This is a genomic window from Plantactinospora sp. DSM 117369 (assembly GCF_053764795.1).
Genome location: NZ_CM132446.1, coordinates 7693356 through 7718198, shown reverse-complemented (window position 1 = coordinate 7718198; position 24843 = coordinate 7693356). Strand labels below are relative to the sequence as shown.

The 24843-nt window shown below is 73.0% G+C and carries 24 protein-coding genes and 1 pseudogene; 13 read left to right on the top strand and 12 right to left on the bottom strand.

All coding sequences use genetic code 11. From position 1 onward, the window contains the following. Positions 1 to 11: 11 nt before the first annotated feature. The 5 genes from ACSMXO_RS32770 to ACSMXO_RS32750 form a co-directional block, all read right to left on the bottom strand. Complete coding sequence (locus ACSMXO_RS32770) at positions 12 to 629, bottom strand: hypothetical protein (protein WP_455415061.1); 618 nt, start codon at positions 627 to 629, stop codon at positions 12 to 14. Further along, complete coding sequence (locus ACSMXO_RS32765) at positions 626 to 1894, bottom strand: hypothetical protein (protein ID WP_455415060.1); 1269 nt, start codon at positions 1892 to 1894, stop codon at positions 626 to 628. The genes ACSMXO_RS32770 and ACSMXO_RS32765 overlap by 4 nt, the downstream gene beginning before the upstream one ends. Continuing rightward, entirely contained in the window at positions 1891 to 2643 is a 753-nt protein-coding gene (locus tag ACSMXO_RS32760; protein ID WP_455415059.1) for an ABC transporter ATP-binding protein, read from the bottom strand. The genes ACSMXO_RS32765 and ACSMXO_RS32760 overlap by 4 nt, the downstream gene beginning before the upstream one ends. A gap of 115 nt (positions 2644 to 2758) precedes the next feature. Beyond that, complete coding sequence (locus ACSMXO_RS32755; RefSeq protein WP_455415058.1) at positions 2759 to 3574, bottom strand: zf-HC2 domain-containing protein; 816 nt, start codon at positions 3572 to 3574, stop codon at positions 2759 to 2761. Next, the gene (locus ACSMXO_RS32750) at positions 3571 to 4104 is read right to left on the bottom strand and encodes an RNA polymerase sigma factor (protein WP_455415057.1); all 534 of its coding nucleotides are present in this window, start codon (positions 4102 to 4104) and stop codon (positions 3571 to 3573) included. The genes ACSMXO_RS32755 and ACSMXO_RS32750 overlap by 4 nt, the downstream gene beginning before the upstream one ends. A gap of 221 nt (positions 4105 to 4325) precedes the next feature. Between ACSMXO_RS32750 and ACSMXO_RS32745 the strand changes: the two genes are divergently transcribed. From ACSMXO_RS32745 to ACSMXO_RS32710, 8 genes are all read left to right on the top strand, one after another. Then, positions 4326 to 5075, top strand: a complete 750-nt coding sequence (locus tag ACSMXO_RS32745) for a methyltransferase domain-containing protein (RefSeq protein WP_346257831.1) — start codon at positions 4326 to 4328, stop codon at positions 5073 to 5075. Continuing rightward, positions 5072 to 6445 carry an alkaline phosphatase family protein gene (locus tag ACSMXO_RS32740; RefSeq protein ID WP_455415056.1) on the top strand — a complete coding sequence of 458 codons (1374 nt, stop codon included), beginning with the start codon at positions 5072 to 5074 and terminating at the stop codon, positions 6443 to 6445. The genes ACSMXO_RS32745 and ACSMXO_RS32740 overlap by 4 nt, the downstream gene beginning before the upstream one ends. A 122-nt stretch (positions 6446 to 6567) precedes the next feature. Continuing rightward, entirely contained in the window at positions 6568 to 7104 is a 537-nt protein-coding gene (locus ACSMXO_RS32735) for a MauE/DoxX family redox-associated membrane protein (RefSeq protein WP_455415055.1), read from the top strand. A 9-nt stretch (positions 7105 to 7113) separates the two neighbouring features. Beyond that, positions 7114 to 7683, top strand: coding sequence for a hypothetical protein (locus tag ACSMXO_RS32730; RefSeq protein ID WP_455415054.1), 570 nt, complete (start codon positions 7114 to 7116; stop codon positions 7681 to 7683). After that, positions 7680 to 7985: a hypothetical protein gene (locus tag ACSMXO_RS32725; RefSeq protein WP_346257827.1), complete on the top strand. Its 306-nt coding sequence runs from the start codon at positions 7680 to 7682 to the stop codon at positions 7983 to 7985. The genes ACSMXO_RS32730 and ACSMXO_RS32725 overlap by 4 nt, the downstream gene beginning before the upstream one ends. A gap of 88 nt (positions 7986 to 8073) precedes the next feature. Further along, entirely contained in the window at positions 8074 to 8646 is a 573-nt protein-coding gene (locus ACSMXO_RS32720; protein ID WP_346257826.1) for a hypothetical protein, read from the top strand. Then, positions 8553 to 9029 (top strand): hypothetical protein, encoded by a 477-nt coding sequence (locus tag ACSMXO_RS32715; protein ID WP_455415053.1) that lies wholly within the window; start codon positions 8553 to 8555, stop codon positions 9027 to 9029. The genes ACSMXO_RS32720 and ACSMXO_RS32715 overlap by 94 nt, the downstream gene beginning before the upstream one ends. 69 nt (positions 9030 to 9098) lie before the next feature. Beyond that, positions 9099 to 9365: a hypothetical protein gene (locus ACSMXO_RS32710; RefSeq protein ID WP_346257824.1), complete on the top strand. Its 267-nt coding sequence runs from the start codon at positions 9099 to 9101 to the stop codon at positions 9363 to 9365. 39 nt (positions 9366 to 9404) lie between these two features. Here the strand turns inward: ACSMXO_RS32710 and ACSMXO_RS32705 are convergent, their stop codons facing one another. Further along, positions 9405 to 9986: a hypothetical protein gene (locus ACSMXO_RS32705; protein WP_455415052.1), complete on the bottom strand. Its 582-nt coding sequence runs from the start codon at positions 9984 to 9986 to the stop codon at positions 9405 to 9407. Positions 9987 to 10038: 52 nt separating this feature from the next. Continuing rightward, the gene (locus tag ACSMXO_RS32700) at positions 10039 to 11043 is read right to left on the bottom strand and encodes an aldo/keto reductase (protein WP_346257822.1); all 1005 of its coding nucleotides are present in this window, start codon (positions 11041 to 11043) and stop codon (positions 10039 to 10041) included. 118 nt (positions 11044 to 11161) lie between these two features. On the opposite strand from ACSMXO_RS32700, the gene ACSMXO_RS32695 reads away from it, so the two are divergent. Together ACSMXO_RS32695 and ACSMXO_RS32690 are read left to right on the top strand one after the other, a co-directional pair. Beyond that, positions 11162 to 12421, top strand: a complete 1260-nt coding sequence (locus ACSMXO_RS32695) for a DNA polymerase IV (RefSeq protein WP_346257821.1) — start codon at positions 11162 to 11164, stop codon at positions 12419 to 12421. 115 nt (positions 12422 to 12536) lie between these two features. After that, a complete protein-coding gene (locus ACSMXO_RS32690; protein ID WP_101367165.1) occupies positions 12537 to 12923 on the top strand; it encodes a DUF3040 domain-containing protein in 387 nt (128 codons plus the stop codon). Positions 12924 to 13289: 366 nt separating this feature from the next. Here ACSMXO_RS32690 and ACSMXO_RS32685 read toward each other — a convergent pair whose 3' ends face one another. The 3 genes from ACSMXO_RS32685 to ACSMXO_RS32675 all read right to left on the bottom strand — a co-directional run bounded on the left by ACSMXO_RS32685 (position 13290) and on the right by ACSMXO_RS32675 (position 18213). Beyond that, complete coding sequence (locus ACSMXO_RS32685) at positions 13290 to 15767, bottom strand: transglutaminase TgpA family protein (protein ID WP_455415051.1); 2478 nt, start codon at positions 15765 to 15767, stop codon at positions 13290 to 13292. Positions 15768 to 15853: 86 nt separating this feature from the next. After that, positions 15854 to 17152, bottom strand: coding sequence for a DUF58 domain-containing protein (locus tag ACSMXO_RS32680; RefSeq protein WP_455419365.1), 1299 nt, complete (start codon positions 17150 to 17152; stop codon positions 15854 to 15856). 2 nt (positions 17153 to 17154) lie between these two features. After that, entirely contained in the window at positions 17155 to 18213 is a 1059-nt protein-coding gene (locus tag ACSMXO_RS32675) for an AAA family ATPase (RefSeq protein ID WP_346257818.1), read from the bottom strand. 410 nt (positions 18214 to 18623) lie between these two features. Between ACSMXO_RS32675 and leuS the strand changes: the two genes are divergently transcribed. From leuS to ACSMXO_RS32660, 3 genes and pseudogenes are all read left to right on the top strand, one after another. Next, positions 18624 to 21467: a leucine--tRNA ligase gene (leuS, locus tag ACSMXO_RS32670; protein WP_455415050.1), complete on the top strand. Its 2844-nt coding sequence runs from the start codon at positions 18624 to 18626 to the stop codon at positions 21465 to 21467. Positions 21468 to 21628: 161 nt separating this feature from the next. Further along, on the top strand, positions 21629 to 23128 hold the full coding sequence (locus ACSMXO_RS32665) for a pentapeptide repeat-containing protein (protein WP_455415049.1): 1500 nt from the start codon (positions 21629 to 21631) through the stop codon (positions 23126 to 23128). Positions 23129 to 23164: 36 nt separating this feature from the next. Then, positions 23165 to 23369 (top strand): annotated as a pseudogene (locus tag ACSMXO_RS32660) (transposase); the annotation flags it as partial. Between the two features lie 101 nt (positions 23370 to 23470). Here the strand turns inward: ACSMXO_RS32660 and ACSMXO_RS32655 are convergent. Together ACSMXO_RS32655 and ACSMXO_RS32650 are read right to left on the bottom strand one after the other, a co-directional pair. After that, entirely contained in the window at positions 23471 to 24433 is a 963-nt protein-coding gene (locus ACSMXO_RS32655) for a hypothetical protein (protein WP_455415048.1), read from the bottom strand. A gap of 8 nt (positions 24434 to 24441) precedes the next feature. Continuing rightward, positions 24442 to 24789 (bottom strand): PadR family transcriptional regulator, encoded by a 348-nt coding sequence (locus ACSMXO_RS32650; RefSeq protein WP_346262485.1) that lies wholly within the window; start codon positions 24787 to 24789, stop codon positions 24442 to 24444. Between the last annotated feature and the right edge of the window lie 54 nt (positions 24790 to 24843).

The following is a 24843-nucleotide window of genomic DNA, read 5'->3' as shown; positions in this document are numbered from 1 at the left end:
GGAAGGGCGCGCTACCTGGCCACGGTGCCGAGCCGGCAGCCCCGGCGCAGGTAGCCGGCCGCGCCCAGGACGAAGACCACGGCGGCGGTCAGCCAGGAGGCGGTCACGCCGGACGGCTGTAGCGGCCAGGCCCACACACCGGCGAACCCGCCGATCTGCCGAGGGGTCGCGGCGTAGACGGCGCAGGCGTACCCGAACGCGGGCAGCCAGGCCAGGCGGGTGCCGAGCAGCACCGCGGCCGCGGCGACCAGTCCGGCGTAACCGAGGGTGTTGCGGACCAGGGCGTACGCGCCGAACACCCCGGGGGCGCGCAGCCCGGTCACCGCCAGCGCCGCGCCGATCGACGCGACCCCGAGCAGGAGGTGGCCGGCTCGCCAGCCGGGCCAGCGCAGCGGGGTGCCGCGCTCCAGTTCCTCGTCGGCCCCGCCCAGGGTGGGCGCGAGCAGCAGTACGGCGAGCAGCGGCGCGAGCGCGACGACCGGTATCCGGGCGGCGGGTCCGTCGAAGTAGGGCCGGCTGGCGAGCCAGTTCCCGGCGACCCAGGCAAGTGGCGTCACGGCAGCGATCCCGAGCACGAATGCCGGGCCGCCCCTGGCCCGGGTGTGCAACAGCAGGAGCCGGCCGTTCACGGCAGTTCCCCCAGCGCGATCAGGCGCGGAACGTCGCAGCGGTGCGCGGCGTCGAGGAACGCGGCGAACCAGGCGCGCTGCTCGTCGAGGGGGAGCGCGTAGAGCCGCCCGACGCGGGTGTCGGGGGCCGGGCGTTCCTCGAACAGCCACGCCCGGGCGGTGTCGAAGGTCGGATAGATCCGGCTGTCGGGTCTGCTGAATTGCCGGTGGCAGCTCAGGGTGACGACCTGGCGCAGGTCGGCGCGGAGCCAGCCGAGGTTGGCCAGGCCGTCGCCGGTCGCGGTGGGTTGGCTTCCCAGATACAGCCAGAGGGTGCCGTCCGCCGGCCCGGTCGGCTCACCGTCGACCTGCAGGGCCGCGTCCGCCGCCCGGGTCGGCGCTCCGGGGATGCCGGCCATCCGGCGCAGCACCGGCTGGACGAGCGGTGTCAGGTCGTCCAGCAGGAAACCGTTGATCCGGGCCACGCATACCGGCGGCCCCTCCGTGGTGCAGGTCGGCTCGACGGCACCCGGGTCGGCGCGGAGGTCGTCGGGGCCGGCTCCGGTGGCGATCGGCACCGCCACGGCGACGGCGAGGATGCCGGAGAGCAGGGCGGCCCGACGCAGCCGGGCCGCCAGCGCGAGGAGCGTGCCGGTCAACGCCAGCAGCCAACCGGCCTGTAGGGCGTGCGTTCCGGCCGGCAGCAGCCGCTCGGGGCCGGAGCCGGGGTGGACCGGGGACAGCCAACTGACGCCACTGGCGTCCCAGTAGGTGAGGACGGCGAGCCCGAGGTAGGTGCCGAGGCCGGCGACGGGGGCGACCACCCGCAGCGGGACGAGCCGTCCGATCAGTACCCCGAACGCGGCGGCCGTGCAGAGCGCGAGGATGCCCACCGCCAGGGTCCACCACCATCCGCCGCCCGCGTAGGTGGCCACCCGTCCGACCAGCACCGCCGCGCCGAGGAAGGCGGTGAGCAGCCCGGCGGTGCCGGCGAGCGAGACCGCCAGCCAGGCCACCACCAGCGGTTGCCAGCCCGGCCGGGCCGTCGAGCCGAGCAGTTCGGCCATGCCCCGGCGCCGCTCCCGACCGGCCTGCCAGGCACCGGCGGCAACCATCAGCCCGCACAGCACCATCAGCGACGTCCGCAGGTACCCGGCGAGGCCGGCCCACCGGCCGCCCCAGTCCTCCGGGTGTACGGCCAGCAGCCACCCGCCGGCACCGAACATCAGCAGAGCCGCACCCGGTGCCGTACCCCGGCGCAGTTCCACCCGCAGCGGACGTCTCACCGGCGCACCGTCCGGGCACCCCGCAGCAGGGCGGTGTAACCGCGCTCGATCGCCGTGTCGCCGCTGCCACCGTCCACCCCGGCGGCGGCCAGTTCCTCGGGCGTGCCGGTGAAGACCAGCCGGCCGCCCTCGACCAGGCTCACCCGGCCGCACGCCGTACCGATGTCCTCGACCAGGTGGGTGCTGACCAGTACGCAGGCGTCGACGCCCAACTCCCGCAGGAGTGTCCGGAAGTCGACCCGCTGCTCCGGGTCCAGGCCGGCGGTCGGCTCGTCCAGCAGGACCACGCGCGGGTCGTTGACGATCGCCTGCGCGATGCCGGCCCGGCGCAGCATTCCGCCGGACAGGTGCTTCATCCGCTCGTCGGCCCGGTCCAGCAGTCCGACGCGTTCCAGCGCCCGCTCGACCGCGAGCGGTACCCGGGTCCGGGGCATCTCCTTCAGCCAGGCGAAGTACTCCACGAACTCCCGGACGGTGAACCGCGGGTAGTAGCCGAACGCCTGCGGCAGGTAGCCCAGTTGCCGGCGTACCTGCCGGAGCGCGGTCCGGTCCGCGATGTCGCGGCCCAGCAGCCGCACCCGGCCACGGTCCGGGCGGGCGACCGTGGCCAGTACCCGCATCAGGGTCGTCTTACCGGCGCCGTTCGGCCCGAGCAGCCCGTGTACGCCCACCGCCAGCTCCAGGTCGAGGTCGTCGAGGACGACCCTTCTGCCGTAGCCGACCCGCAGGCCCTCGATGCTGACCGTCATCGTGCCCCACCTCTCCGACGTGCTTCCCGCCGACGACGCGTCGTCTCCGACGTGCTTCCCGTCGCCGACGCCGCGGCAGGTCGTCGACGACCGCCCCGGGGCCGCCGACACCGCCTCACGGAGCCACCTCGCCGCCCAGCCGACCCTGCCGGGCCAGCAGCAACGCCACGGCCGCCGCGATGACGCCCAGCCAGACCGGTACGGCCGCCGGAGCGACCAGCCATCCGTTGCCGACCGGCGGGACCGGCGACGCGTCTCCCGGTGGCACCAGCACCAGCCCGGCCCACCCGGCCGCCACCGCCAGCCCGGCCCGGGCCGGCTCGATCAGCGAGCCGAGCCCGAGCGTCAGACCGGTCAACCCGAGGCAGGGCAGCAGCCACATCGCCGGCGTACCGATCCGGGATACCGCGCCGGTGAGGAACGCGACCGGAACGGTGACCGCCAGTACCGACAACGTCCGCCACAGGATGATCCGCAGCCCGGCGTACGGGCTGGTGGCGACCAGTTCGTGCAGCGGATCGGTGTGCCGGCCGTAGGAGACGGCAACGCCGAGCACCGGCAGCAGCGGCGCGAGCAGCAGGAGTATCCAGGGCCGGACCGGCAGTGAACCGATCTCGATCGTCACGGCCAGCGCCAGGGTGGTGACGACCGAGCCGAGCCAGCCGACCCGGGCCGCCGGTCCCGCGCCGAGCAGCACCGCGACCTGCCGCCATCGGGTACCCGGGCGGATCCGTCCCTGGCCCGGCAGCCGCGCGGCGAGGGTCGCGCCGACCGCGGCGACGAGCCGTCCGGTCGGCTCGTCCAGCGGCAATCGGGCCCGGCAGGTTTCGCACCGGTCGAGATGTGCCTCGACCGACCACGCGTCGGCGTCGGCGAGCCGGTCCTCGGCGTAGGCCCGCAGCGCGACCTCGGGGATGTGGAACGTACTCACGACAGTGCCGCCCGCAGCTCTCGCCGGGCCCGCATGGCCCGGGTCTTGATCGTTCCCTCCGGTAGCCCCAGCAACAGGGCGGCCTCCCGCACCGTGAAGCCGTCGAGGACGGTCGCCTGCACCACCGCCCGCAACTCGGGCGACAGCCGGTGCAGGGCATGTTCCAGCCTCGCGTCGTAGGTGCCGAGCATGGCCTCCTCCTCTGCCGACGGTGACCAGGCGAGAAGGGTCTCGTCGGCCGGGGCGGCGGTCCGTGGCCGGGCGAGGGCCCGACGGCTCGCGTCGACGAGGCGGTGCGCGGCGATGGTCCAGACCCAGCCCACCACCTCACCGCTGCCGCGATAGGTGCCCGCCGCCCGCCAGACCGCCAGGAAGGTCTCCTGCAACAGATCGGCGACGAGTTCCGGGTCCCGGCAGCGGCGGCGCAGCCGCAGGGCCAGCCAGGGGGCGTGTCGGGCGTAGAACACCTCGAACGCCCGCCGGTCCCCGGTACCGACGAGGTGCAGCAACTCCTCGTCGCCAACCTCCATCACGTGAAGGTAGGACGCGGCCCGGCCGGAAACGGTTCTCCCGGGCCGGACGCTCCGGCGGGACCGCCGAACGCGAGCCCGTGGGTCACTTGCGTACACCGGGCCGGGGCGGGGTGGGCTCGGGCCACCGTCCGGCGGACCCGGGCCGCCGCTCCGCGTTGCCGATCGGCCGGCGTGGCAGCCGGCGATCAGCTTGGGTCCGGGTGGCTTAGGCTCGTCGGGTGGAGCGAACTCAGAGCCGTCCGTCCGGCCCGGCGACCGGCCCGCGTACCGCCGTGGTCTGGACCGTGCTGCGCCGTGAGCTTGCCCGGCAGCAGGACAGGACGCTCACCGTGCTCGATGTCGGCGGCGGGACCGGCGGATTCGCGGTGCCGCTGGCCGAGGCCGGCCACCGGGTGACGGTGGTCGACGCCAGCCCCGACGCGCTCGCCGCGCTGACCCGGCGGGCCGCCGAGGCCGGGGTCGCCGATCGGGTACGCGCGGTGCAGGGCGACGGTGACGCCCTCGCCGGGCTGGTCGAGCCGGCCAGTGCCGACCTGGTGCTCTGCCACGCCGTACTGGAGGTGGTCGACGATCCGGCCGGGGTGGTCGGGGCGATCGGCAGCGCACTGCGCCCCGGCGGCGCGGCGAGCGTACTGGTGGCGAACCGGGCCGCCGCCGTGCTGAGCCGGGTCACGAACGGGCACCTGGACGTGGCCGCCGCGCTGCTACGCGACCCGGACGGGCACGCCGGGCCCCGGGACACCCTGCGCCGGCGTTACGACGCCGACGGCGCCGCCGCGCTGCTGGAGGCCGCCGGGCTGGCGGTCGAGCAGACCCACGGGGTACGCGTCTTCGCCGACCTGATCCCGGCGGTGGCCGCCGAGGCGGACCCGCCGGCCCTGCTGGAGTTGGAGTTGGCCGCCTCGGCCCAGCCGCCGTACCGGGACATCGCCGCCCAGTTGCACCTGTTCGCCCGCCGTCTGGCATGACGAGCCCACTCGACCTGGTCCGGCCGCACTACTTCGGCGGCAGCCTCGCCGACGTGCTGCCGAGCGCGCTGTCCGTGCTCGGCGTCGACCGGGCCGACCCGCTCGGGCTGGCCGGTCAACTGGCCGGGGTACGCCGGATCGCGGTGCTGCTGGTCGACGGGCTCGGCTGGTACCAGTTGCCGATCGCCGCCCCGCACGCGCCGGCACTGACCGACCTGACCGGGCGGTTCGGACGCCCGCTCACCTGCGGTTTCCCCTCCACCACCCCGACCAGCCTGGTCAGCCTCGGCACCGGGGCCGCGCCCGGCGCGCACGGGGTGCTCGGCTTCCGGGTCAACGTGCCCGGCACCGACCGGGTACTCACGCACATCGACTGGCCGAGGTCGCCGGTCGACGGCCCGAACTTCCCCGGTGGCGGCCCGGGCTCGCCGGTGGGCGGCGACCGGGCCAGCGGCTCCTGGTCCTCCGCCGGCACTGCCGAGCTGCCCGGTACGGCCGACCCGCTCGGCAGCGGCAGCCCGTCGCACCCGGCCGGGCCGGCACTCCCCGGCTCTCCGGCCCGGGCACCGGTGCCCACTCCCGCCGCCGGGTCGGGCGACGATCCGGATCCGCGCCGGTGGCAGCCGTTGCCGACCCAGTTGCAGCGGGCCGAGGCGGCCGGGGTAGCGGTGACCGTGGTGAGCCGGCCGGCGCTGGCGAACACCGGGCTGAGCGTGGCCGCCTACCGGAGCGGGGCGCATCGGGGCGCGGAGGACGTCGACGCGCTGGCCACCGAGATGCTCGCGGCGCTCACCGCCGGGGACGGCCCGACCCTGGTCTACGGCTACCACCCGGACGTGGACCGGCACGGGCACCTCAGCGGCATCGACTCCGCCGACTGGCGCTCGGCGGTCGCCGAGGTCGACGCGCTGGTCACCCGGCTGGTCGACGGGCTGCCGCCGGACGCCGCACTGCTGGTCACCGCCGACCACGGCCAGCTCGACATCCCGGCGCAGGGGCGGTACGACCTGGACACCGATCCCCGGCTGCGGGCCGGGATACGGGTGGTGGCCGGCGAGGCCCGGGTCCGCTACCTGCACACCCTGGCCGGGGCGACCGCCGACGTGGTGGCCGCCTGGTCGGAGGTGCTCGGCGAGCAGGCGTGGGTGGCGACCCGGGAGGAGGCGGTCGCGGCCGGCTGGTTCGGCCCGGTACCCGAGGCACACCTGCCACGCATCGGTGACGTGGTGGTCGCCTGCCTGACCCCGACCGTGGTACTCGCCTCGAAGACGCACAACCCGATCGAGACCACGCTGGTGGCGTACCACGGCTCGTGTACGGCGACCGAGATGACCATCCCGCTGCTGGTCGTACGTTCGCTCCGCGCCTGACACCCGCCGCCGCCGAAGAAGATCTAGGCAGGTCTATTGTCCGGCGTGCCATTACCTCGTACGCTTCCGATCACCGCATGTGAGCGTTCATCTCTATCGGGCAGACACCACGGGGGTGGCCGATGGGCGTCGACGGTTTGCTGTTTGTCTCGCTGAATGCCCTGCTAGTGGCGGTTCTCCTGGTAGCCGGTGTCACCAAGACGGTGGTGCCGCAACCGGTCCGCCGTGCGGTCGAAGAACTGTTCGATGGCAGCGCTAACACTGTCTCCACGGCCGCGGTCCGGGTGTTCGGGGTCGCGGAGGTCCTGATCGGTCTGGGCTTGCTGATTCCGGCAGCCCGCGCCGCCACCGGATTCGCGGTGGTCGGGCTGGGCGTGCTGTTCGCGCTCGCCGGTGCCGCCGGCCGGTGGCGGCGGAGCGCACTGCCGTGCGGCTGTCTCGGTGGCGGCCCGTACCCGCTCGGGGCCCGCAACGTACTCGTGGGCGCGGCGTTCGTCGCGCTCGGCGTACTCGATGTCGTCGCGGTGCCGAGCGGACCGGCGCCCGAGGCCCGCGCCCCGGCGATCACGGCGGCCGCGACGGTACTGCTCTGCCTGTGGCTGCACCGGCGCCTGGCGTGGCGGTTGCTGCGCCCCTCCACCCGGCCCGACCCGACGTGAGGAGTGTCGATGGAGCTGTTTTTCGGAATCGTGCTGTTGGTGCTCGCCGCCGGCATGGTGGTGCTCTTCGCGATGGTCGGCGAGCTGGCGTCCCGGGTCGGTGACCCGGCGAGCCGGAGCCGGTCGGTCGAGGTGCTGCCGCTGGACCAGGCGAGGGTCGGTCACGTCCCGGCCGGCTGGCCGGACGGGTTGGCGGCGCTGGGTGCGGCCGACGGGGCGGTCCTGCTCGTACTGAGCACCGTCTGCAACACCTGTCGGCAGCTCGCGCCCGAGGTCGCGGCACTCGCCGGTACCGGCGGCGTCGACGGCCGGCCGCTGCTCGGTGTCGTGGTCACCTGCGGCAACGCCGACAGCGGCGCCGAGTTCGTCGCGACGTACGGCCTGGACCGGCTGCCACATCACGTCGACGTGGCCGGTGACTGGGTCCAGGGCGAATTCGACATCCACACCAGCCCCGCCGCTGTGCTTCTCGCCGCCGGCCGGGTCCGGGCGGCGCTGCTGTTCGACGACATCGCCGCGCTGCTGGCCCGCAGTGTCCAGATCCTTGACGAGCAGCAACCCAAGGAGGTCGCGCGATGAGTACAGACGACGATGCCGGCAGCCGGCAGCGCAAGACCGGCCGGCGGCGCCTCTTCGCCGGGATCGGAGCCAGCGGGCTCGCCGCGGCGGTCGCGGTGTTCGGCCGCAGCTCACCGGCGGCGGCCTCCTACGTCTACGCCTGCTGCAACCTGGAGTTCCACCCGTCCATCTCGGTCGCCCAGTGCAAGAGCGGGGCGCACTACGTCTGGCACTGCTGGCACGCCGGATACGTACGCTGCCAGTGCTGCGAGGCCAAGGACTCGTACGGGCACACCGTCGCCTCCGCCTACAGCTGCCAGTAACCGGGGGATCGGCGTGGCGTCCTGGGCGATCCTGGCGGTCGGGCTGCTGGGCGCGGTCCTCCAGGCGTTCAGCCCATGAGGACTCTCCATGGCTGGGGTCGCCAGCCCGATGCTGCGGCGCTCCCGGGCGGACGGGATCCGTTTCCTGGCCGGCCTGATCGCGGGTGCGGCGGCGGGTGCGGTGGTGGTGGCCGTGCCGGTGTACCTGCTGGGTCGGCTGCTGGAGCCGCTGCCGGACCCGGTCGCTCTCGGGGTGCTCGCCGGGGTCTGCGTGCTGCTCGGGCTGGCGGACCTGGCGCAGCGCACACCGCACGTGTGGCGCCAGGTGCCGCAGGCGCTGTGGCACCGGCTGCCGCCGGGGGCGCTCGGCGTTGCCTGGGGGTTCGACCTGGGACTGCTGTTCACCACCCAGAAGACCACCTCGCTGATCTGGGTGGCCGTGGCGGCGGTGGCCCTGGTACGGCCGGCGCTGGCCGTCACGGCGCTGACCGCCATCGCGGTGGGCTCGATGGTGGTGGTCGTGGTCACCACGCTGGCGGCCGGAGCCGACCGGCGTACCGAGGCGGGATGGAGCGGATCATGGGTGACGTGGGCGAGACGCGGCTCGGGGCTGCTGATCCTGTCGACGGCGGCGGCGACGGTCGCGGGGCTGCTGACCTGACCCCGCTGTTCGAGTTGGAACCCGGCGGTGGCCAGGTCGTGGTGACCCGGTTCGAGTGCGGCAGCCTCGCCCGCCTGCTGGTGCTGCTCGTACTGCACCACCGGGTCAAGCGGGACGTCGCGAGGCTCGGCGAGGGGCTGATCGGCAGCCGGGTGGTGGTCGACTGGCGGCGTCGGGTCGCGCTCAGCGTCTCGCTCTGGCCCGACATCGCCAGCGTGTACTCGATGGGCGGCGTGCCGCGGCACGTGGCGGCGGCCCGGCTGCCCGGCCGGTTGGGCATCCGTACGACATGCGGGGTGTTCTGCTTCGCCGGCGACTGGCGGCGGGTGATGTTCCACAGTCCGGTGCCGGCCCGGAGCCCGTTCGAGCCGGTCGTCCCCTGAAACGTCCGGGAAGATTCTCCGCAGGTGACGCCTCCTGGTTCCTGCGGTACGAGCAGAGAGGATCCGCTCATGCCTCCGACGGATCGCGGCATCGTCGCCGTCCGGCGCAACGCCGACGGCACCACCACCATCGACGTGTGTGCCGAGGTGCGCCACGGCGTGCCGGTCGGTACGTTCGCCCGGCACGTGCGCATTCCCACCGAGCTGGTGCGGATCGAGGTGGCGATGGAGCAGGCCGGCGACCTCCGGTTCACCGGCGGGGTGGTCGAGGTCGTGCCCGACGGCAGCGGCAACGTGCACATCCGCCCGCTGTCCGGCGGCGGCGAGCTGTCGTGACGCCGCATCGGGCACCTGTCATCGGCCGGGACCCACCCGTCACGACCCTTCCGGGGCGGCGCGGAACACGATCGTCAGACTGAACGTGGTCCCGTCGACCTGGTAGGCGTAGCAGCCCGGGCCGCCGACCGTCGTCGTCCCGGGCAGGTCGCTGTCCGGGTTGGTCAGCACGGCGTAGTGCCCGCCGTCGCGGGGGCCACCGGTGTACGCGAACGAGGCGGCGGCGCTGCCCGGTGCGTCGATCCGCGCCACCCGCAGCAGTACCGGGCCGGTGTAGCCGGTGGCGATCCACCGGACCTTCTTCCGGTACGTGCCGTCCGGTTGCCGGTCGTCCTCGCGCAGCCGCAGCACCGCGCCGTCCCGGAAGTAGTCCGCGACCGGGTACACCGGACCGGGGCCGAGCACCTGGGTCGCCTGACCCGGCCCGGACCAGGGTTGCGGTGCGGTGGTCGGGCACCTGTCCCCGGGCGCCCCGCTGGGCAGCCGGAGCGGGCCGGCGGACAACTCGGCGGGCGATGCCGGGGTGGCGGCCGGCGGGGCGGCCTCGGGGGCCGGACCGTCACAGGCCACCGACGCCAGCAGGAGCGCGACAGCGGCCGCTGCCCGGAGAATTCTCGGCACACCCGCAGTATCGACCATCAGCGAAGTGATCTGCGACCCCCGTCGCCCCGGATCAGGCCCCGGCGGCGGCGAGCCGGGCGAGCTGCCCGCCGCTGAGGGTGAGGTCGAGCGCGGGCAGTGCGGCAGCGTACTGCTCGGGCGTGCGCGGGCCGAACAGCGTGACGAACTCCGGGTCCCGCTGGTGCAGCAGCCAGGCCAGGACGAGCTGGTTGCCGGTGACCCCGAGTTCGGCGGCCAGTTCGGCGACGGCGGCGAACCGGGCCTCGGCGTCCGGCCCGCGGTACGACTCCATCACGTGGTGATCGCGCCGTTTCGCCAGGTCGTCGTAGCTGCCCTTGAGGATCGGCGAGTATGCCACCAGGGTCACCTCGTCGTTGGCCCGCAGGTAGTCGAGCTGTTCGTCGTCCACGATCGAGAGCGTGTCGGCACCCGGCCGGGGGCGCAGGTAGGAGTGTTGCTGTTGCAGGGCGACCGGGGCCGGCCAGCCGTACCGGTCGGCGAGCTGCCGGATCCGCTCCAGCCGCCAGGTCCGGACGTTGGACCAGCCGACGTACCGGATCTTGCCGGCCGAGACCAGCCCGGCCAGGGCCTCCAGGGTCTCCTCCAGCGGGGTGTTCCGGTCGTCGACGTGCACGTAGTAGAGGTCCACGTGGTCGGTGCGCAGCCGGCGCAGGCTGTCGTCGAGCGCCCGGCGCAGGGTGTCCCCACCGGCCCCCTCGTACTGCCGGCTCGCCGCCTGCGGGTCGTGCGGGTTGTTCCGCACCGCGGCCACGTCGCGGATCCAGGCGCTGCCCTTGGTGGCCAGGAACACCTCGTCACGCCGCCCGCTGCGGTGCAACCAGCGGCCGAGCAGGCTCTCGCTCTCGCCGCCGGCGAAGGGTGGGCCGGGCCACCAGGCGTAGCAGTTCGCGGTGTCCAGAAACGTGCCGCCGCCGTCGAGGTAGCGGTCGAGGATCGCGTACGACGACTCGTCGTCGGTGAGCGTGCCCATCAGCATGCAGCCGAGGGCGAACTGGCTGACCCGCTCGCCGGTCTGCCCGAGTGGCACCGTCTTCATCGATTCCTCCCCCGGGTCCGGTGCTGCGCCGGACCGCAATGGTAAAGAGCCGGACCCGTGTGGTGCCAACCGGGATTGTCGGCGCGGTTGCGTCGTACCCCCGGGCTAACCTGCCGCTATGGGTCGCAGCCAGTCCGTGCCACGCGGCAGTGATCCGCGCTTCGGCGCGGACGCCGACGACTCCGGCTCACCGATCCTGCACGTCGACATGGACGCGTTCTTCGTCGCGGTCGAGGTCCGCCGCCGGCCCGACCTGCGGGGTCGGCCCGTCGTGGTCGGCGGGGTCGGCCCGCGCGGCGTGGTCAGCTCGGCCAGCTACGAGGCCCGGACATACGGCGTGCACAGCGCGATGCCGACGATGCGGGCCCGGGCGCTCTGCCCGTCGGCGGTCTTCCTGCCACCCGACTTCGCGCAGTACACGGCCGCCTCCCGCGCGGTGATGGAGATCTTCCGCGACGTGACTCCACTGGTCGAGCCGCTCTCGCTGGACGAGGCGTTCCTCGACGTCGCCGGGGCGCGCAAGCTGTTCGGCCGGCCGGCCGAGATCGCCCGGCTGATCCGGGCCCGGGTCGCCGAGCAGGAGCGGTTGACCTGCTCGGTCGGGGTGGCGCCGACCAAGTTCGTGGCCAAGCTCGGCTCCACCCGGGCCAAGCCGGACGGGCTGATCGTGGTGCCGGCCGACCAGGTGCTGGACTTCCTGCATCCGCTGCCGGTCGAGGCGCTTTGGGGGGTGGGGGAGCGGGCGGCGGAGACGCTGCGCCGGCTCGGGCTGCGGACGGTCCGGGACATCGCCGAGGCGCCGGTCGGGATGCTCCGGGGCAGCCTGGGCGACGCGGCCGCGACCCACCTGCACGAGCTGGCCTGGGGGCGGGATCCCCGCGGGGTCAGCCCGGAGCACGCGGAGAAGTCGATCGGGGCCGAGGTCACCTTCGACACCGACCTGGCCGAGCCGGAGACGATCCGGCGGGCTCTGCTGGCCCTCGCCGAGAAGGTCGGCGTCCGGCTGCGCCGGGCCGGGCAGGTCGGTCGGACGGTCTCGATCAAGGTGCGGTTCGCCGATTTCCGGACGGTCAACCGGTCCCGCACGCTCGGCGGGCCGACCGACGTGACCCGAGAGGTGTTCGACACCGCCTGGGCGTTGTTCGACGCTCTCGGCCCGGGTGACCGGATCCGGCTGATCGGCGTCCGGGTCGAGGGGCTCAGCGACGGCGACCAGACTCCCCGACAGCTCGCACTGGGCGCGCCCGAGCACGGCTGGCGGGAGGCGGAGGCCGCGGCGGACGCCGCGGCTGCCCGATTCGGGCGTTCCATGGTGCGCCCAGCGAGTCTGTTGGGGCACGGCGACCTGCGGCGGACGGAAAATCCGGCGCGGCCATAGGTCGTCCCGCTTTCCGACCCGCGACCCCCCTCGTAGACTGGCGGGTAAGCAGCCGGTTGGCTGCCACGGTCTGTCGGTCCGAGCGGACCGGCCAACGTGACCGGGGAGGAGTGCCGTGCCGCTCTCGGAGCACGAGCAGCGGCTGTTCGAGCAGATCGAGCAGTCGCTTGCCGAGGACCCTAAGTTCGCCTCGGCTGTGCGCGCCAGCGATCCGCGTTTCCACGCGCGGCGTCGCCTGCTCGTCGCGGTCAGCGTGATCATCGCTGGCCTAGCATTGGTCGTCTACGGCACGGTGAGCAAAACTCCGCTGCTCGGAGTGGCGGGCTTCGTGGTGATGCTCGGTGCGGCCGCGTTCGCGATGCTGTCGCAGCGTAAGGCGCAGTCACCGGACCTGCACGTGGTCGGCGGCACCACCAGCCGCCGCGTCCGCAGCGGGCGACGCTTGTCGTTGATCGACCGACTCGAGGAGAGGTGGCGTCAGCGGCCGGAAGGCCACCGCTGACCGTCTCCCGTCCGTGGGGCACGCCCCGCTGACGGTACCGCCGGGTTCCGTCCCGGCGACCAGTGGCGTTTCTCCATGCCTACCCACTGCTGCCTACCCACTGCTGCCGGCGTGCGTCTCCGCCGGCCGTTCGCGCCCCCGGCGCGGGTGCCCGGCTCGCCGTGATCCGCCTCACGACCTCGCTGGGTGACGTCGCACCGATCTGATCTCCCAGCGCATCCGCCAGGCGTATCCGTCGGGCTCTCCCGGCGTATCCGTCAGGCGCTCCCCTGGCGCATCCAGCAGACCCGAAGGGCCCACCCCGCGACTCGCGGGATGGGCCCGGCGACGCCTCCGGTCGGTCGGGGCCGACCGGTACGGCTCGGATCAGCGGGACGTGCGTCCGGCGAGCACCCGTCGAGGGCTCCAGCGCAGCAGCCGGTCCCGGAGCCGGCCGGTCAGCGCGACGAACCCGGCCGACAGATCCATGATTGCCAATCGCCAGCGGAACAGCACCGACGGTGGCAGGGTGGCCGCCACCAGCCGGGTACGCCGGTCGGCTCCGGCGCTCAGCGCCCGGCGTACCGAGCGGAGGGCGTCACCCAGCGGACCGTGCCGCAGCGGCTCCCGGGCGTACCTGGCGCGCTCCTCGGCGTGCCCGAGCAGGCGGATCGCCTCGTCGGCGCTGCCGGCGGTCAGCCCCTCCCGGATCAGCCGGTCGGCCGTGGCCCGGGGCGTCTCCGCCGGATCCACCCGGACCCGGAAGTCGACCAGGGTGTCGACCAGCTCGTCCCAGGCGGCGTGCGCGTCGGCCCGGGCCCGGGCCAGCTCGGAGTCGCTGAGCACCACCCGGGCGACGCCGGGGGCCGCGTTCCCGTCCGCCGCCACCGAGGCGAGGGTGCTGGCTGCGGCAGCGGCCCGGGTCTGGCGGCGCCGCCGGAGCAACACCCGCCGCAGCGCCGGCACGGTGAGCAGCAGGACCAGCAGCACCGCCCCGGCCAGTACCCAGAGCGGCCAGTTGGGCCCGCTGTCCGGGGCGACCCCGGCGGTGCCGTCGAATGCCTCGTCGAGCGGGCGGTCCGACCCGTCCGTCGCCTGTGGGCCGGCCGACGGGTCGGTGGTCGGGCCGACCGGGGTGTCCGGAGTGGTCGAGGTCTGCTCGGGCGCGTCCGGGTCCGGCGCCCACTGGGAACGCCACGAGCCGGTGATGCTGGCCGCCGGCGTCGCGTCGAACGGGACCCAGCCGATGCCGGTGAAATAGACCTCGGTCCAGGCGTGCAGGTTGTTGTTGGTCAGGGTGTAGGTGTTGCCCGACCGGTTGGCGCTGGTGAAGCCGAAGGCCACCCGGGCCGGGATGCCGGCCTCGCGGACCAGCCAGGTCATCGCGGCGGCGTACTGCTGGCAGAAGCCCACCTTGTTGGTGAGGAAGTTGACGATGTCCTGCCCGCTGGTGCCGCCCTCGGTGTTCAGGGCGTAGCTGAACCCGTTCTTCCGGGAGAAGTGGTCGTAGATCGCCCGGACCCGCTCGTAGTCGTTCCGCTTGCCGGTGGTCAGCCGGTCGACGAGTTCCTCGACCTCCCGTACCGGCTCCACCGTGGTGTAGAGCTTCCGGAACGCGTGCTCCGGTGCCAGCGTCGGTGCCGCCGCCAGCGCGGCCGGGGTGTATTCCGAACGGACGAAGTCGAAGGAGTATTTCCGGTTCCGCGACGACGCCCGTTCCGAGTAGATCACCTGCATGGTCGCGTCGTAGCGCCAGTTCGCGTCGATCTGGCGGGTACTCACCGGAGCGGTGTAGACCGGCAGGAACGGCATGGCGAAGTCGAGGATCTCGACGTCCGCGTTGTACTGGTCGCGGGTGATGCCCGGAGCCTCCCTGGTCACCTCGCGCGGATCCGGCAGGCCCTGGGTCACCGGAGTCCCCTCTGGGGAGCGCGGCCCGAACCCGGTCCGTTCGAAGTCGTCGGCGACCGCGAAACGCAGGTAGAACGGATCGGGGTCGTTGGTGGTCACCCGCACCATGTCGCGCTGCTCGGAGCGGTTCAGTTCACCGCTGAGCTGGGCGAAGAGGTTCACCCGGCCCGGTGATCCGCCCGGCCCGGCCCGGCCGCCGCCATCGCCGCCGCCACCGGAGTTGAACTGGCTGAGCAGCCCCGAGGTCATCCCCGGTACGGCCAGCGGCAGCAGTACGGCCACCGCGACACCGATCACCGCCAGGCGGCGGCCGGCGGCGGCCAGCGGCGACGGCTCCCAGACGTCCACGTCCCGGCCGTCGCCGGTGAACCGGCGTCCGAAGTGGCGTACCCGGTCCACGTTGTCGGCGGCGAGCAGCCACAGGAAGCCGGCCGCCCCGACCACGAACGGCACCGCCGAGACGCTGTCGACGTGCACCGCCACCGGCACCGAGTAGATCGCCAGCATCGGCAGCCCGGCCAGGGCGGGACGGCGCATCCCGACGGTGAGCAGGTCCACCACGATCGCCACCCCGCCGACGCCGAGCGCCGTCAGGAAGAGCAGCGAGTCGAGGTCCTGGACCGGTACGCCGTACGAGCGCATGTCCTCGCCGGAGCTGGCCAGCAGCGAGCCGAAGTGGGTCAGGGTGCCGGGGGTGGGCAGCAGGGAGATCATCTCCTGGCCGCTCGGGAAGATCCAGGTCAACCCGAACAGCAGTGCCGCCACCATGCCCAGTCCCTGGGCCCAGACCGGTGCCCGCCACCAGCGGGCCAGGGTGGCCGTACCGGCGATCAGCGCGACGATGACCGCGCACTGGATCAGCCAGGTCCACCGCTCGTAGATGGTGGACATCGGCGCGGCGGCGAGCAGGGTGGCCGCGGCCGCCACGAACCCCAGGTGTCGGCGTCCCCTCATCACATCGTCCCGTCCGTGCCGGTGCTGCCGTTCCGGTTCATCGCGTCGCCCTCATCCGCCTCGTCGGTCCCGTCTCCGGCGACCGGTCACCGCACTCCGCCGGCGACCGTCTCGGCCAGCACGGCCCGCCAGGCGAAGCCCTGCGAGCCCCGGGCCGCCTGCGGCCAGAGCGCCGGCAGCTTGCTGCCGTGTTCGACCCCGACCACCCGCCAACCGCTCTGCATCAGCGCGAGCGCGGCGGCGCCGTGCGCGTGGTTGGCCTCCTCGCGCGCCTGCGGGGTCAGGTTGAGCCAGGTCGAACTGTCCACCAGGAACGCGATGCAGGTCGCGCCGTTGCCGCGCAGCCCGGCCAGCAGGTCCGCCTCGGCGGTGGTCAGCGTGCCGAGCAGTGCGATGACCAGCCCGCCGTCGGAGCGCTGCCGGACCCGTTCGACCAGCGTCGCCACGTCGCCGCGCTGGCTGAGCCGGACGTCGGCGAGGTAGTCCAGCAGCAGCCCCTCGCCGCCGACGTCGTTCGCGCTGGCGTCGATCCCCGAGTCGCTGACCAGCCGGAGCTTGTAGCCGGCCTGCCGTAGGTGCACGGCGATGCTGGCCGACGCCGACACCGCCCACTCGAAGCTGGCGGTCGGTCCCTCACCCCGGTGCGCGAACGCCCGGGTGTCCAGCACCACCGTCGCCCGGCTCTCCCAGGGCTGCTCCTCCCGGCGCACCATCAGCTCACCGGTGCGCGCGGTGGACTTCCAGTGCACCCGGCGCAGGTCGTCGCCGCGCCGGTACTCCCGGGTCGCCGCGTCGTCCTCGCCGTGCACCGCCACCGAACGGGCCCGACTCTCGCCGGTGCCCGCGTACTCGCCGGCCAGCCGGACGGAGGGGAGCGGGGTGACCTGCGGGATGACGGTGAGCGGGTCGACGCTGGGGAACGCCCGGGTCAGCTCGCAGAGCCCGAACGGGTCGGTCAGCCGGATCACCAGCGGGCCCACCTCGTAGCGACCGCGTACGTCGGCCCGAACCGTGTACGCCACCGAACTCGCCTGGTGCGCGCCGAGGCGTTCCAGCACCACCCGGGGACGGCTGCCGAGCGCGTACGGCAGGCGGTCCTCCAGCAGCAGCGTCCCGGTCGGCAGCCGGGACATGTTCTGCAACCGGAGCACCACCCGGGAGCTGGCGCCGACCGGCACCCGGTGCGGCTCCAGCGAGCGGCTGCAGGCGAGCTTGTAGCGGCTGCGCCCGACGTAGAGCGCGGCGAGCAGCGGCAGTACGCCGAGCAGGACGGCGACCCGGAGCAGGTCCTTCTCGCCGAGGATCAGCGCGGAGATCGCCGCTGCCACGGCGGCGGCCAGGAAGGACCGCCCCCGGGTGGTGAGGCCACGCAGTGCCTCGCGCACCGTCACCGCCTCCGCGGCTCGTACTGGGAGCGCCCGGTGCCGTCCTCGGACGACGGTCGGGTGTCGTACGGCGAGCGCTGCCGCTCGTGCGGCAACGGCAGCCGGTGCACCAGGTCGGAGACGATCGCGTCGGTGGTACGCCGGGCGAGCTGCGCGTCCGCGGTGGAGATGACCCGGTGCGCGAGCACCGGCACGGCCAGCGCCTGGAGGTCGTCGGGGAGGACGTAGTCGCGCCCTTCCAGTGCGGCGACCGCCCGGGCGGTGCGCAGCAGTTGCAGGGTGGCCCGGGGGGAGGCGCCGAGCCGTAGGTCGGGGGATTCCCGGGTGGCGGTGACCAGGTCGACGGCGTACTGCTTGACGGCGTCGGCGACGTGCACGTCACGGACCGTCGCGATCAGCTTCCGGACGGTGGCGGCGTCGGAGACCGGTCGCAGCTCGTGGATCGGGTCCCGGCCGCCGTGCACGTCCAGCATGGCCAGCTCGGCACCGGGGTCGGGGTAGCCCATCGCGATCCGGGCGGTGAACCGGTCGCGCTGCGCCTCCGGCAGCGGATAGGTCCCCTCCATCTCGATCGGGTTCTGGGTGGCGATCACCATGAACGGGGTCTGGAGTTCGTAGGTGACACCGTCGACGGTGACCTGCCGCTCCTCCATGCTCTCCAGCAGCGCGGACTGGGTCTTCGGCGAGGCCCGGTTGATCTCGTCGCCGACCACCAGGTTGGCGAAGACCGCGCCCGGCTTGAACTCGAAGTCGTGCGTCTCCTGGTTGTAGACGCTGACCCCGGTGACGTCGCTGGGCAGCAGGTCGGGGGTGAACTGGATGCGCCGGACCGAGCAGTCGATCGACCGGGCGAGCGCCTTGGCCAGCTTGGTCTTGCCGACGCCCGGTACGTCCTCGATCAGGAGATGGCCCTCGGCCAGCAGGACGGCGAGCGCGAGCCGGACCGTCGCGGTCTTGCCCTCGATGACCTCTTCGATGTTGGCCACGATCGCGTCGCTGGCGGCACGGAACTGGTCGCTCGGCAGCGTGCCACCCAGTTCGTCCCAGGTCTGTTGAGTCACGGGCCTCCTCCTCGTCGGTCACGGCCGCCGCCTAGTAAGAGTCCCTGGGCCGGCCGTATGGTTCGCGGGAGAATACGTCTGTCCGGAGTAACCGGATCACCCGCATCACTCAGGCTAACCGCATTCGGCGGGAGAGCCGAGCACACCGGGAGAGCCCGGGTCGGATCTCCGGGCCGGTATCGGGTGCGACAGCGCTGCCGGGGGCGCGGTACGATGGCCGCATGTCCAGGGTCTACCTGCTCCTTAGCGAGCCGTGCTGACGCGACAGACAGCGACAGCACGGCCACCCCTCCTGCGTGAGGGGCTTTTTTATGCCCGGAGAACGGACCCGGCCCACAAACCTGAATCTGATGCTCAGCCAGCCCCGGTCGACGAGGGCGGAGCGACGGCGGACGTAGCGAGGAGACGACATGACGACCGAGGCAGCCGAGCCGACGGCGGACATCCCGCCGTTCCGGTACACGGCCGAGCTGGCCGGCCAGATCGAGATCCGCTGGCAGGACCGGTGGGCCGAGCGGGGTACCTTCCGGGCGCCCAATCCGGTCGGGCCGTTGGCCGATCCCGGCCATCCCCGGGCGGACGCGGAGAAGCTGTTCGTGCTGGACATGTTCCCGTACCCGTCGGGGGCGGGGCTGCACGTCGGGCACCCGCTGGGCTACATCGGCACCGACTGCTACGCCCGCTACCAGCGAATGGCCGGCCGGAACGTACTGCACACGATGGGCTTCGACGCCTTCGGGCTGCCGGCCGAGCAGTACGCGGTGCAGACCGGTACCCACCCCCGGACCACCACCGAGGCGAACATCGGCTACTACCGGTCGCAGCTACGCCGGCTGGGGCTGGGGCACGACGACCGGCGCTCGGTGGCGACCATCGACACCGACTACTACCGCTGGACGCAGTGGATCTTCCTGCAGATCTACAACTCCTGGTACGACACGGCCGCCGGCAAGGCCCGGCCGGTCGCCGAGCTGGTGGCGGAGTTCGAGGCGGGCACCCGGGCCACCCCGGACGGCCGGCCATGGGCCGAGCTGTCGCCAGCGCAGCGGCGGCGGATCGTCGACGACCACCGGCTGGCATACGTCTCCGAGGCGCCGGTCAACTGGTGCCCGGGGCTGGGCACGGTGCTGGCCAACGAGGAGGTGACCCCGGACGGCCGGTCGGACCGGGGGAACTTCCCGGTCTTCAAGCGCAACCTGAAGCAGTGGATGATGCGGATCACCGCGTACGGTGACCGGCTGATCGAGGACCTGGACGCGCTGGACTGGCCCGAGCCGATCAAGCTGCAACAGCGGAACTGGATCGGCCGGTCGACCGGCGCGCACATCGAGTTCCCGACCGCCGAGGCGCCGATCCGGGTCTTCACCACCCGGCCGGACACCGTCTTCGGGGCCACCTACATGGTGCTGGCCCCGGAGCACCCGCTGGTCGAGTCGCTGGCCGCCGACGCCTGGCCGGAGGGGACGAAGGACGCCTGGACCGGCGGGCAGGCCACCCCGCGGGCCGCCGTGGACGCCTACCGGAAGGCGGCCGGCGCCAAGACCGACATCGAGCGGCAGGCCGAGAACCGGGAGAAGACCGGCGTCTTCATCGGGGCGTACGCCAGCAACCCGGTCAACGGCGCGCAGATCCCGATCTTCATCGCCGACTACGTACTGGCCGGCTACGGCACCGGCGCGATCATGGCGGTGCCCGGGCAGGACGAGCGGGACTGGGAGTTCGCCGAGGTCTTCGACCTGCCGATCGTGCGTACCGTGCAGCCGCCGGAGAACTTCGACGGCAAGGCGTACACCGGGGAGGGCCCGGCGATCAACAGCGCCGCGCCGGACGGCGGCCTGGACCTGAACGGGCTGTTCGTCACCGACGCCAAGGCGAAGATCATCGAGTGGCTGGAGGCGAACGGGCACGGCGCCGGGGCGGTCACCTACCGGCTGCGGGACTGGCTGTTCAGCCGGCAGCGCTACTGGGGCGAGCCGTTCCCGATCGTCTACGACGAGCAGGGCAACCCGGTGGCGCTGCCCGAGTCGATGCTGCCGGTCGAGCTGCCCGAGGTGGACGACTTCGCGCCCCGCACCTTCGACCCGGACGACGCCGACTCCGACCCGGAGACCCCGCTGTCCCGGCGCAAGGACTGGGTCGAGGTCGAGCTGGACCTGGGCGACGGGCCGAAGCGGTACACCCGGGAGACCAACGTGATGCCGCAGTGGGCCGGCTCCTGCTGGTACGAGCTGCGCTACCTGGACCCGACCAACTCGCAAGCCTTCGTCGACCCGGCCAACGAGCGGTACTGGATGGGCCCGCAGTCGCCCGGCGACCCGGGCGGCACCGACCTGTACGTCGGCGGCCAGGAGCACGCCGTGCTGCACCTGCTGTACGCCCGCTTCTGGCACAAGGTGCTGTACGACCTGGGCCACGTCTCGTCGTTCGAGCCGTACCGCCGGCTGTACAACCAGGGCATGATCCAGGCGTACGCCTTCCAGAACGACCGGGGCAGCTACGTCGAGGCCGCCGAGGTGGAGGAGGTCGACGGCAGGTACTACTTCGGCGACCAGCAGGTCACCCGGGTCTACGGCAAGATGGGCAAGTCGCTGCGGAACGTGGTGACCCCGGACGAGATGTGCGAGGCGTACGGCGCCGACACGTTCCGGGTCTACGAGATGTCGATGGGCCCGCTGGACGTCTCCCGGCCCTGGGAGACCCGGGCGGTGATCGGGGCCTACCGGTTCCTGCAACGGGTCTGGCGGACCATCGTCGACGAGCACACCGGCGAGCTGCGGGTCACCGACGCCCCGGCCGACGAGCAGACCCGGCGACTGCTGCACCGGATCATCGACGGGGTCCGGGGCGACCTGGACGGCATCCGGATGAACACCGCGATCGCCAAGCTGATCGAGCTGACCAACGGTCTGACCAGGCTGGAGGCGACGCCCCGGGAAGTGGCCGAGCCGCTGCTGCTGATGCTGTCGCCGTTCGCCCCGCACATCGCCGAGGAGCTGTGGCACCGGCTGGGGCACGCCGAGTCGCTGGCGTACGAGCCGTTCCCGGTGGCCGACCCGAGCCTGCTGGTCGCCGAGACGGTGACGTACCCGGTGCAGGTCAACGGCAAGGTCCGGGGCCGGGTCGAGGTGCCGGCGGAGGCAACCGAGGAGGCGATCCGGTCCGCCGCGCTGGCGGCGGTCGCCGACCAGTTGGCCGGTCGCGAGCCGCGCAAGGTGATCGTGGTACCGGGCCGGATGGTCAGCGTCGTCGCCTGACCCCCGTCGGCAACCCGCCGTCCAGGTGAGCGGTCCGGGCGAGTGGTTGCCGGCGATGCCGGCGGCGGCCGGAGTTGCCCGCTGCGGCTAGGGTGCGTTCCGGCGCCGCCGGTGCGGCGGCACCGTGGGCCGGAGCAGCCGGGGAAGGGGAGCGGGCGGGTATGGCGGATCGGGACCTGGACGAACACCGGGCGGACCTCGCCGAACTGGCGGCGGAGTCGTCGCCCGACCGGCTCGCGGCGGTACGCCGGCTGCTGGCCCGCGCCGACGGCCGCCCCGAACTCCGGCAGCCGGTGGTGGACGCGATCTGCGAACACCTGCGGGCCACCGGTCCGGCGGATCGTCCGGCGGGGCGGGCGGGCTCCACCGACGACGCGGAGACCGACCCACGGCGGGCCGCCCTCACCCTGCTCGCCGACCGGCTCCGCCCCGGCGACTCGGGGCCGTGGCCGGAGATCAGCCTCGACCTGTCCGGGACGACCCTGGTCGGCGTCGACCTGCGCGGCTGTGAGCTGGCCGAGGCGCGGTTCGCGGATACCCGGTTCGTCGGCACGACGTCGTTCGAGGGGGCCAGGTTCGACGGCGAGGCGCTCTTCCCGCGTACGGTCTTCGACGGCGACGCCCGGTTCGACGGCGTCCGCTTCGGCGACGAGGCGGTCTTCGGCCGGGCCCGGTTCCGGGGCGCGACCGGGTTCGCCGGGGCGGAGTTCGGCGACATCGCCTGGTTCGGGCGGGGCGCGGACACCCTCTGGGAGGACGACCCGGCCTGGGAGACGATCGAGGAACTCACCCCGCTGCCCTGGGACGAGCCGAACGAGACCGATCCGCAGTGGCCGGTCGCCGTACTGATCGAGGACTACCAGGACTGGGAGGAGGGCGGCGACGGGGCGCGCTTCGCCGGTCCGGTCTCGTTCCGGGGTGCCCGCTTCGCCGGCCCGGCCTGGTTCTACATGGCCCGGTTCGGCGCTGCGGCGGACTTCCGGGAGGCCGAGTTTGCCGCCCGGGTGCACCTGGACCAGCCCACCGTGGAGCTGACCGGCGCCCACTGGTCCAACGAGAACGACGACGGATACGGCGAGACGTACTGGCCGCTGGGCTGGGCGGCGGAGCCCGACAGCGGCCGGCTGGTGCCGGACGACGGTGTCCACCCGTACGCCCGGCAGCTCGCCGGCCCGGACCCCGACACCCGGCGCACCGGCCTGCGACTGCTGGCCGAACTCGGCGACACCCGTGCGGAGCTGCGAGAACGTGTCGTCGACGCGCTCTGCGCCTATCTGCGTACGCCGCTGCCGTTCCTGGTCAGCGGCGACCTGGATCCGGCCCAGGCCGAGGAGCTGCGGCTGCGCCGGGAGGTCCAGCAGGTGCTCGCCGAGCGGCTGCGCCCGGCCGCCGAGCCGTACTGGCCGGAGACCAACCTCTGGCTCTGCGGCGCCACCCTGGTCGACCTCGACCTCAGCGGCGGCGAGGGCGGATACGCCGAGTTCGTCGGGGCCCAATTCCACGGCACCACCAGCTTCGCCGGCTGCCGCTTCGAGCGGGCCGCCTTCGACCTCGGCGACGGCAGCGGAGTCGCCACCTTCCACGGTCCGGTCGACGCCACCGGGGCCCGCCTCGGCGCCCAACCGCCCCTCGGCGACGAGGTTCTGTCTCGCGGATCATGAGGGTCGCTCGTTAGACCCTTCTCGGCACGAGGCGATCTGACGAATCACGAGTGGGCGGTGCTGGCACCGTTGGCGCCGGCGCAGCCCGTGCGCGGTAGCCAGTGGCGGGACCATCGGCAGCTCATCAACGCGATCTGCTGGGTGAAACGGACCGGCTCACCCTGGCGTGACCTGCCCGAACGGTACGGGCCGTGGAAGACCGCCTACCAGCGGGTTCCGTCGATGGGCGGCCGATGGCACCTCGCGTTGCGGCCGACCCTGAAATCGCTGAAGAGGGCGACCACGGCGGAAGGAAGATCGTGCTCTGCCGCGGTCGCCGCTCGTCTGACCCGAAGCTGGTGTTCAGCGCATCACGGGTTCATCGGGTGGTAGCGACCGCACCTCGGGCTTGTGGCGACGGGCGAGGTGATGGATGCCAGTCATGGTGGCAGCGATCGCCGTGATGAGGATTGCCAGTGGTAGCGGCTGACGGTCGAAGTGCTGCATCGCCGTGTTGGAGAGCAGCGGGTCGGGGATGAGCCATCCGGCGATGAAGCCGGTGAGTCCGGCGCCGATGATGACGGCGGGCCGGTGGTGGCGGACTGCGCAGGCGGCTCCGGCAGCGGCGGTGGCGGCGGTGAGGATCCCGAGGACCGTCGGCATGGCGTCGAGAACGTACACGCCGTGGCGTCCCCATTCTCCGGTGCCTTTCCAGGCGAGGATCCCGAGCGGGACGAGGGTCCACCAGAACAGGCGCGGCCGGGGTACGGTCCACCGCTCGCGGTCGGCGATCGCGAGCAGGACGAGGATCAGGACCGGTGTGGCGTACGCGAAGAGTTGTTGGCCGGGGTTGATTCCCATGCCGGCACCGCCCGGCACGTCGATGGCGAACCAACCAGCGGTGACCGTCAGGAAGATTGCTTGCAGGGTGAGGGCGGTCCGGGTCGCGCCGCACAGCCAGGCGATCAGCGGTGCGAGGGGCAGCAGGCCGAGAACGACTATCTGCGGCCAGCTGGAGATGATGGCCGGCATGTCGGTGGCGAGGACGGCGCCGGTGAACAGGTCCAGGGTGTCACCGGCGGGCTGGGTGCCGGCGGCGATGAGCAGGGCACTGAGTCCGGTGGTGAGGGCTGCGGTGGTGACGGGCGTCGTGAGTCGCAGCCGGATTGCCAGGGCGATGATGTTCAGTGTCTCGTGCCGGCTCGGGTGTCGGCGGCCGTGGTCGAGGTCCAGCAGCAGTCCGAGCAGTTCCTCGCCGCGGGCGGTGCGGTGCGTGGCTGGCAGTAGGCGCAGCAGCCGTCGATATCGTCGCTCCAGGGGGCTCATGTCCGGGTTCATCCGCTGGTCCCGAGGCGCGGGGCGTTGCGGGCGGCACGCTTGTTGAGGCGCTCCTCGGCGAGCCGGACCGCGGTGGCCATCCGCTGGCTCTCCGCGCGGATGGCGTCTGCCCCCGTGTCGGTCAGTTTGTAGAAACGGCGAAGCCGGCCCTTCTCCACCTCGTCGTGGTCGGGGGCGATGAGCCCTTGGGTGACGAGGCGGTCGAGGGCTCCGTAGAGGGTGCCAGCGCGTAACCGGATCCTGCCGCCGGTCATCTCGTCGACCTCTGTCACCACGGCGTAGCCGTGGCGGGGTTGGTCGGCGAGGGCGGAGAGGATCAGGAACGTCTGCTCGCTGATTTCCATGCGCTATATATATCGCACCGCGATATATATAGCAACGATGTCACACGGTGGAGT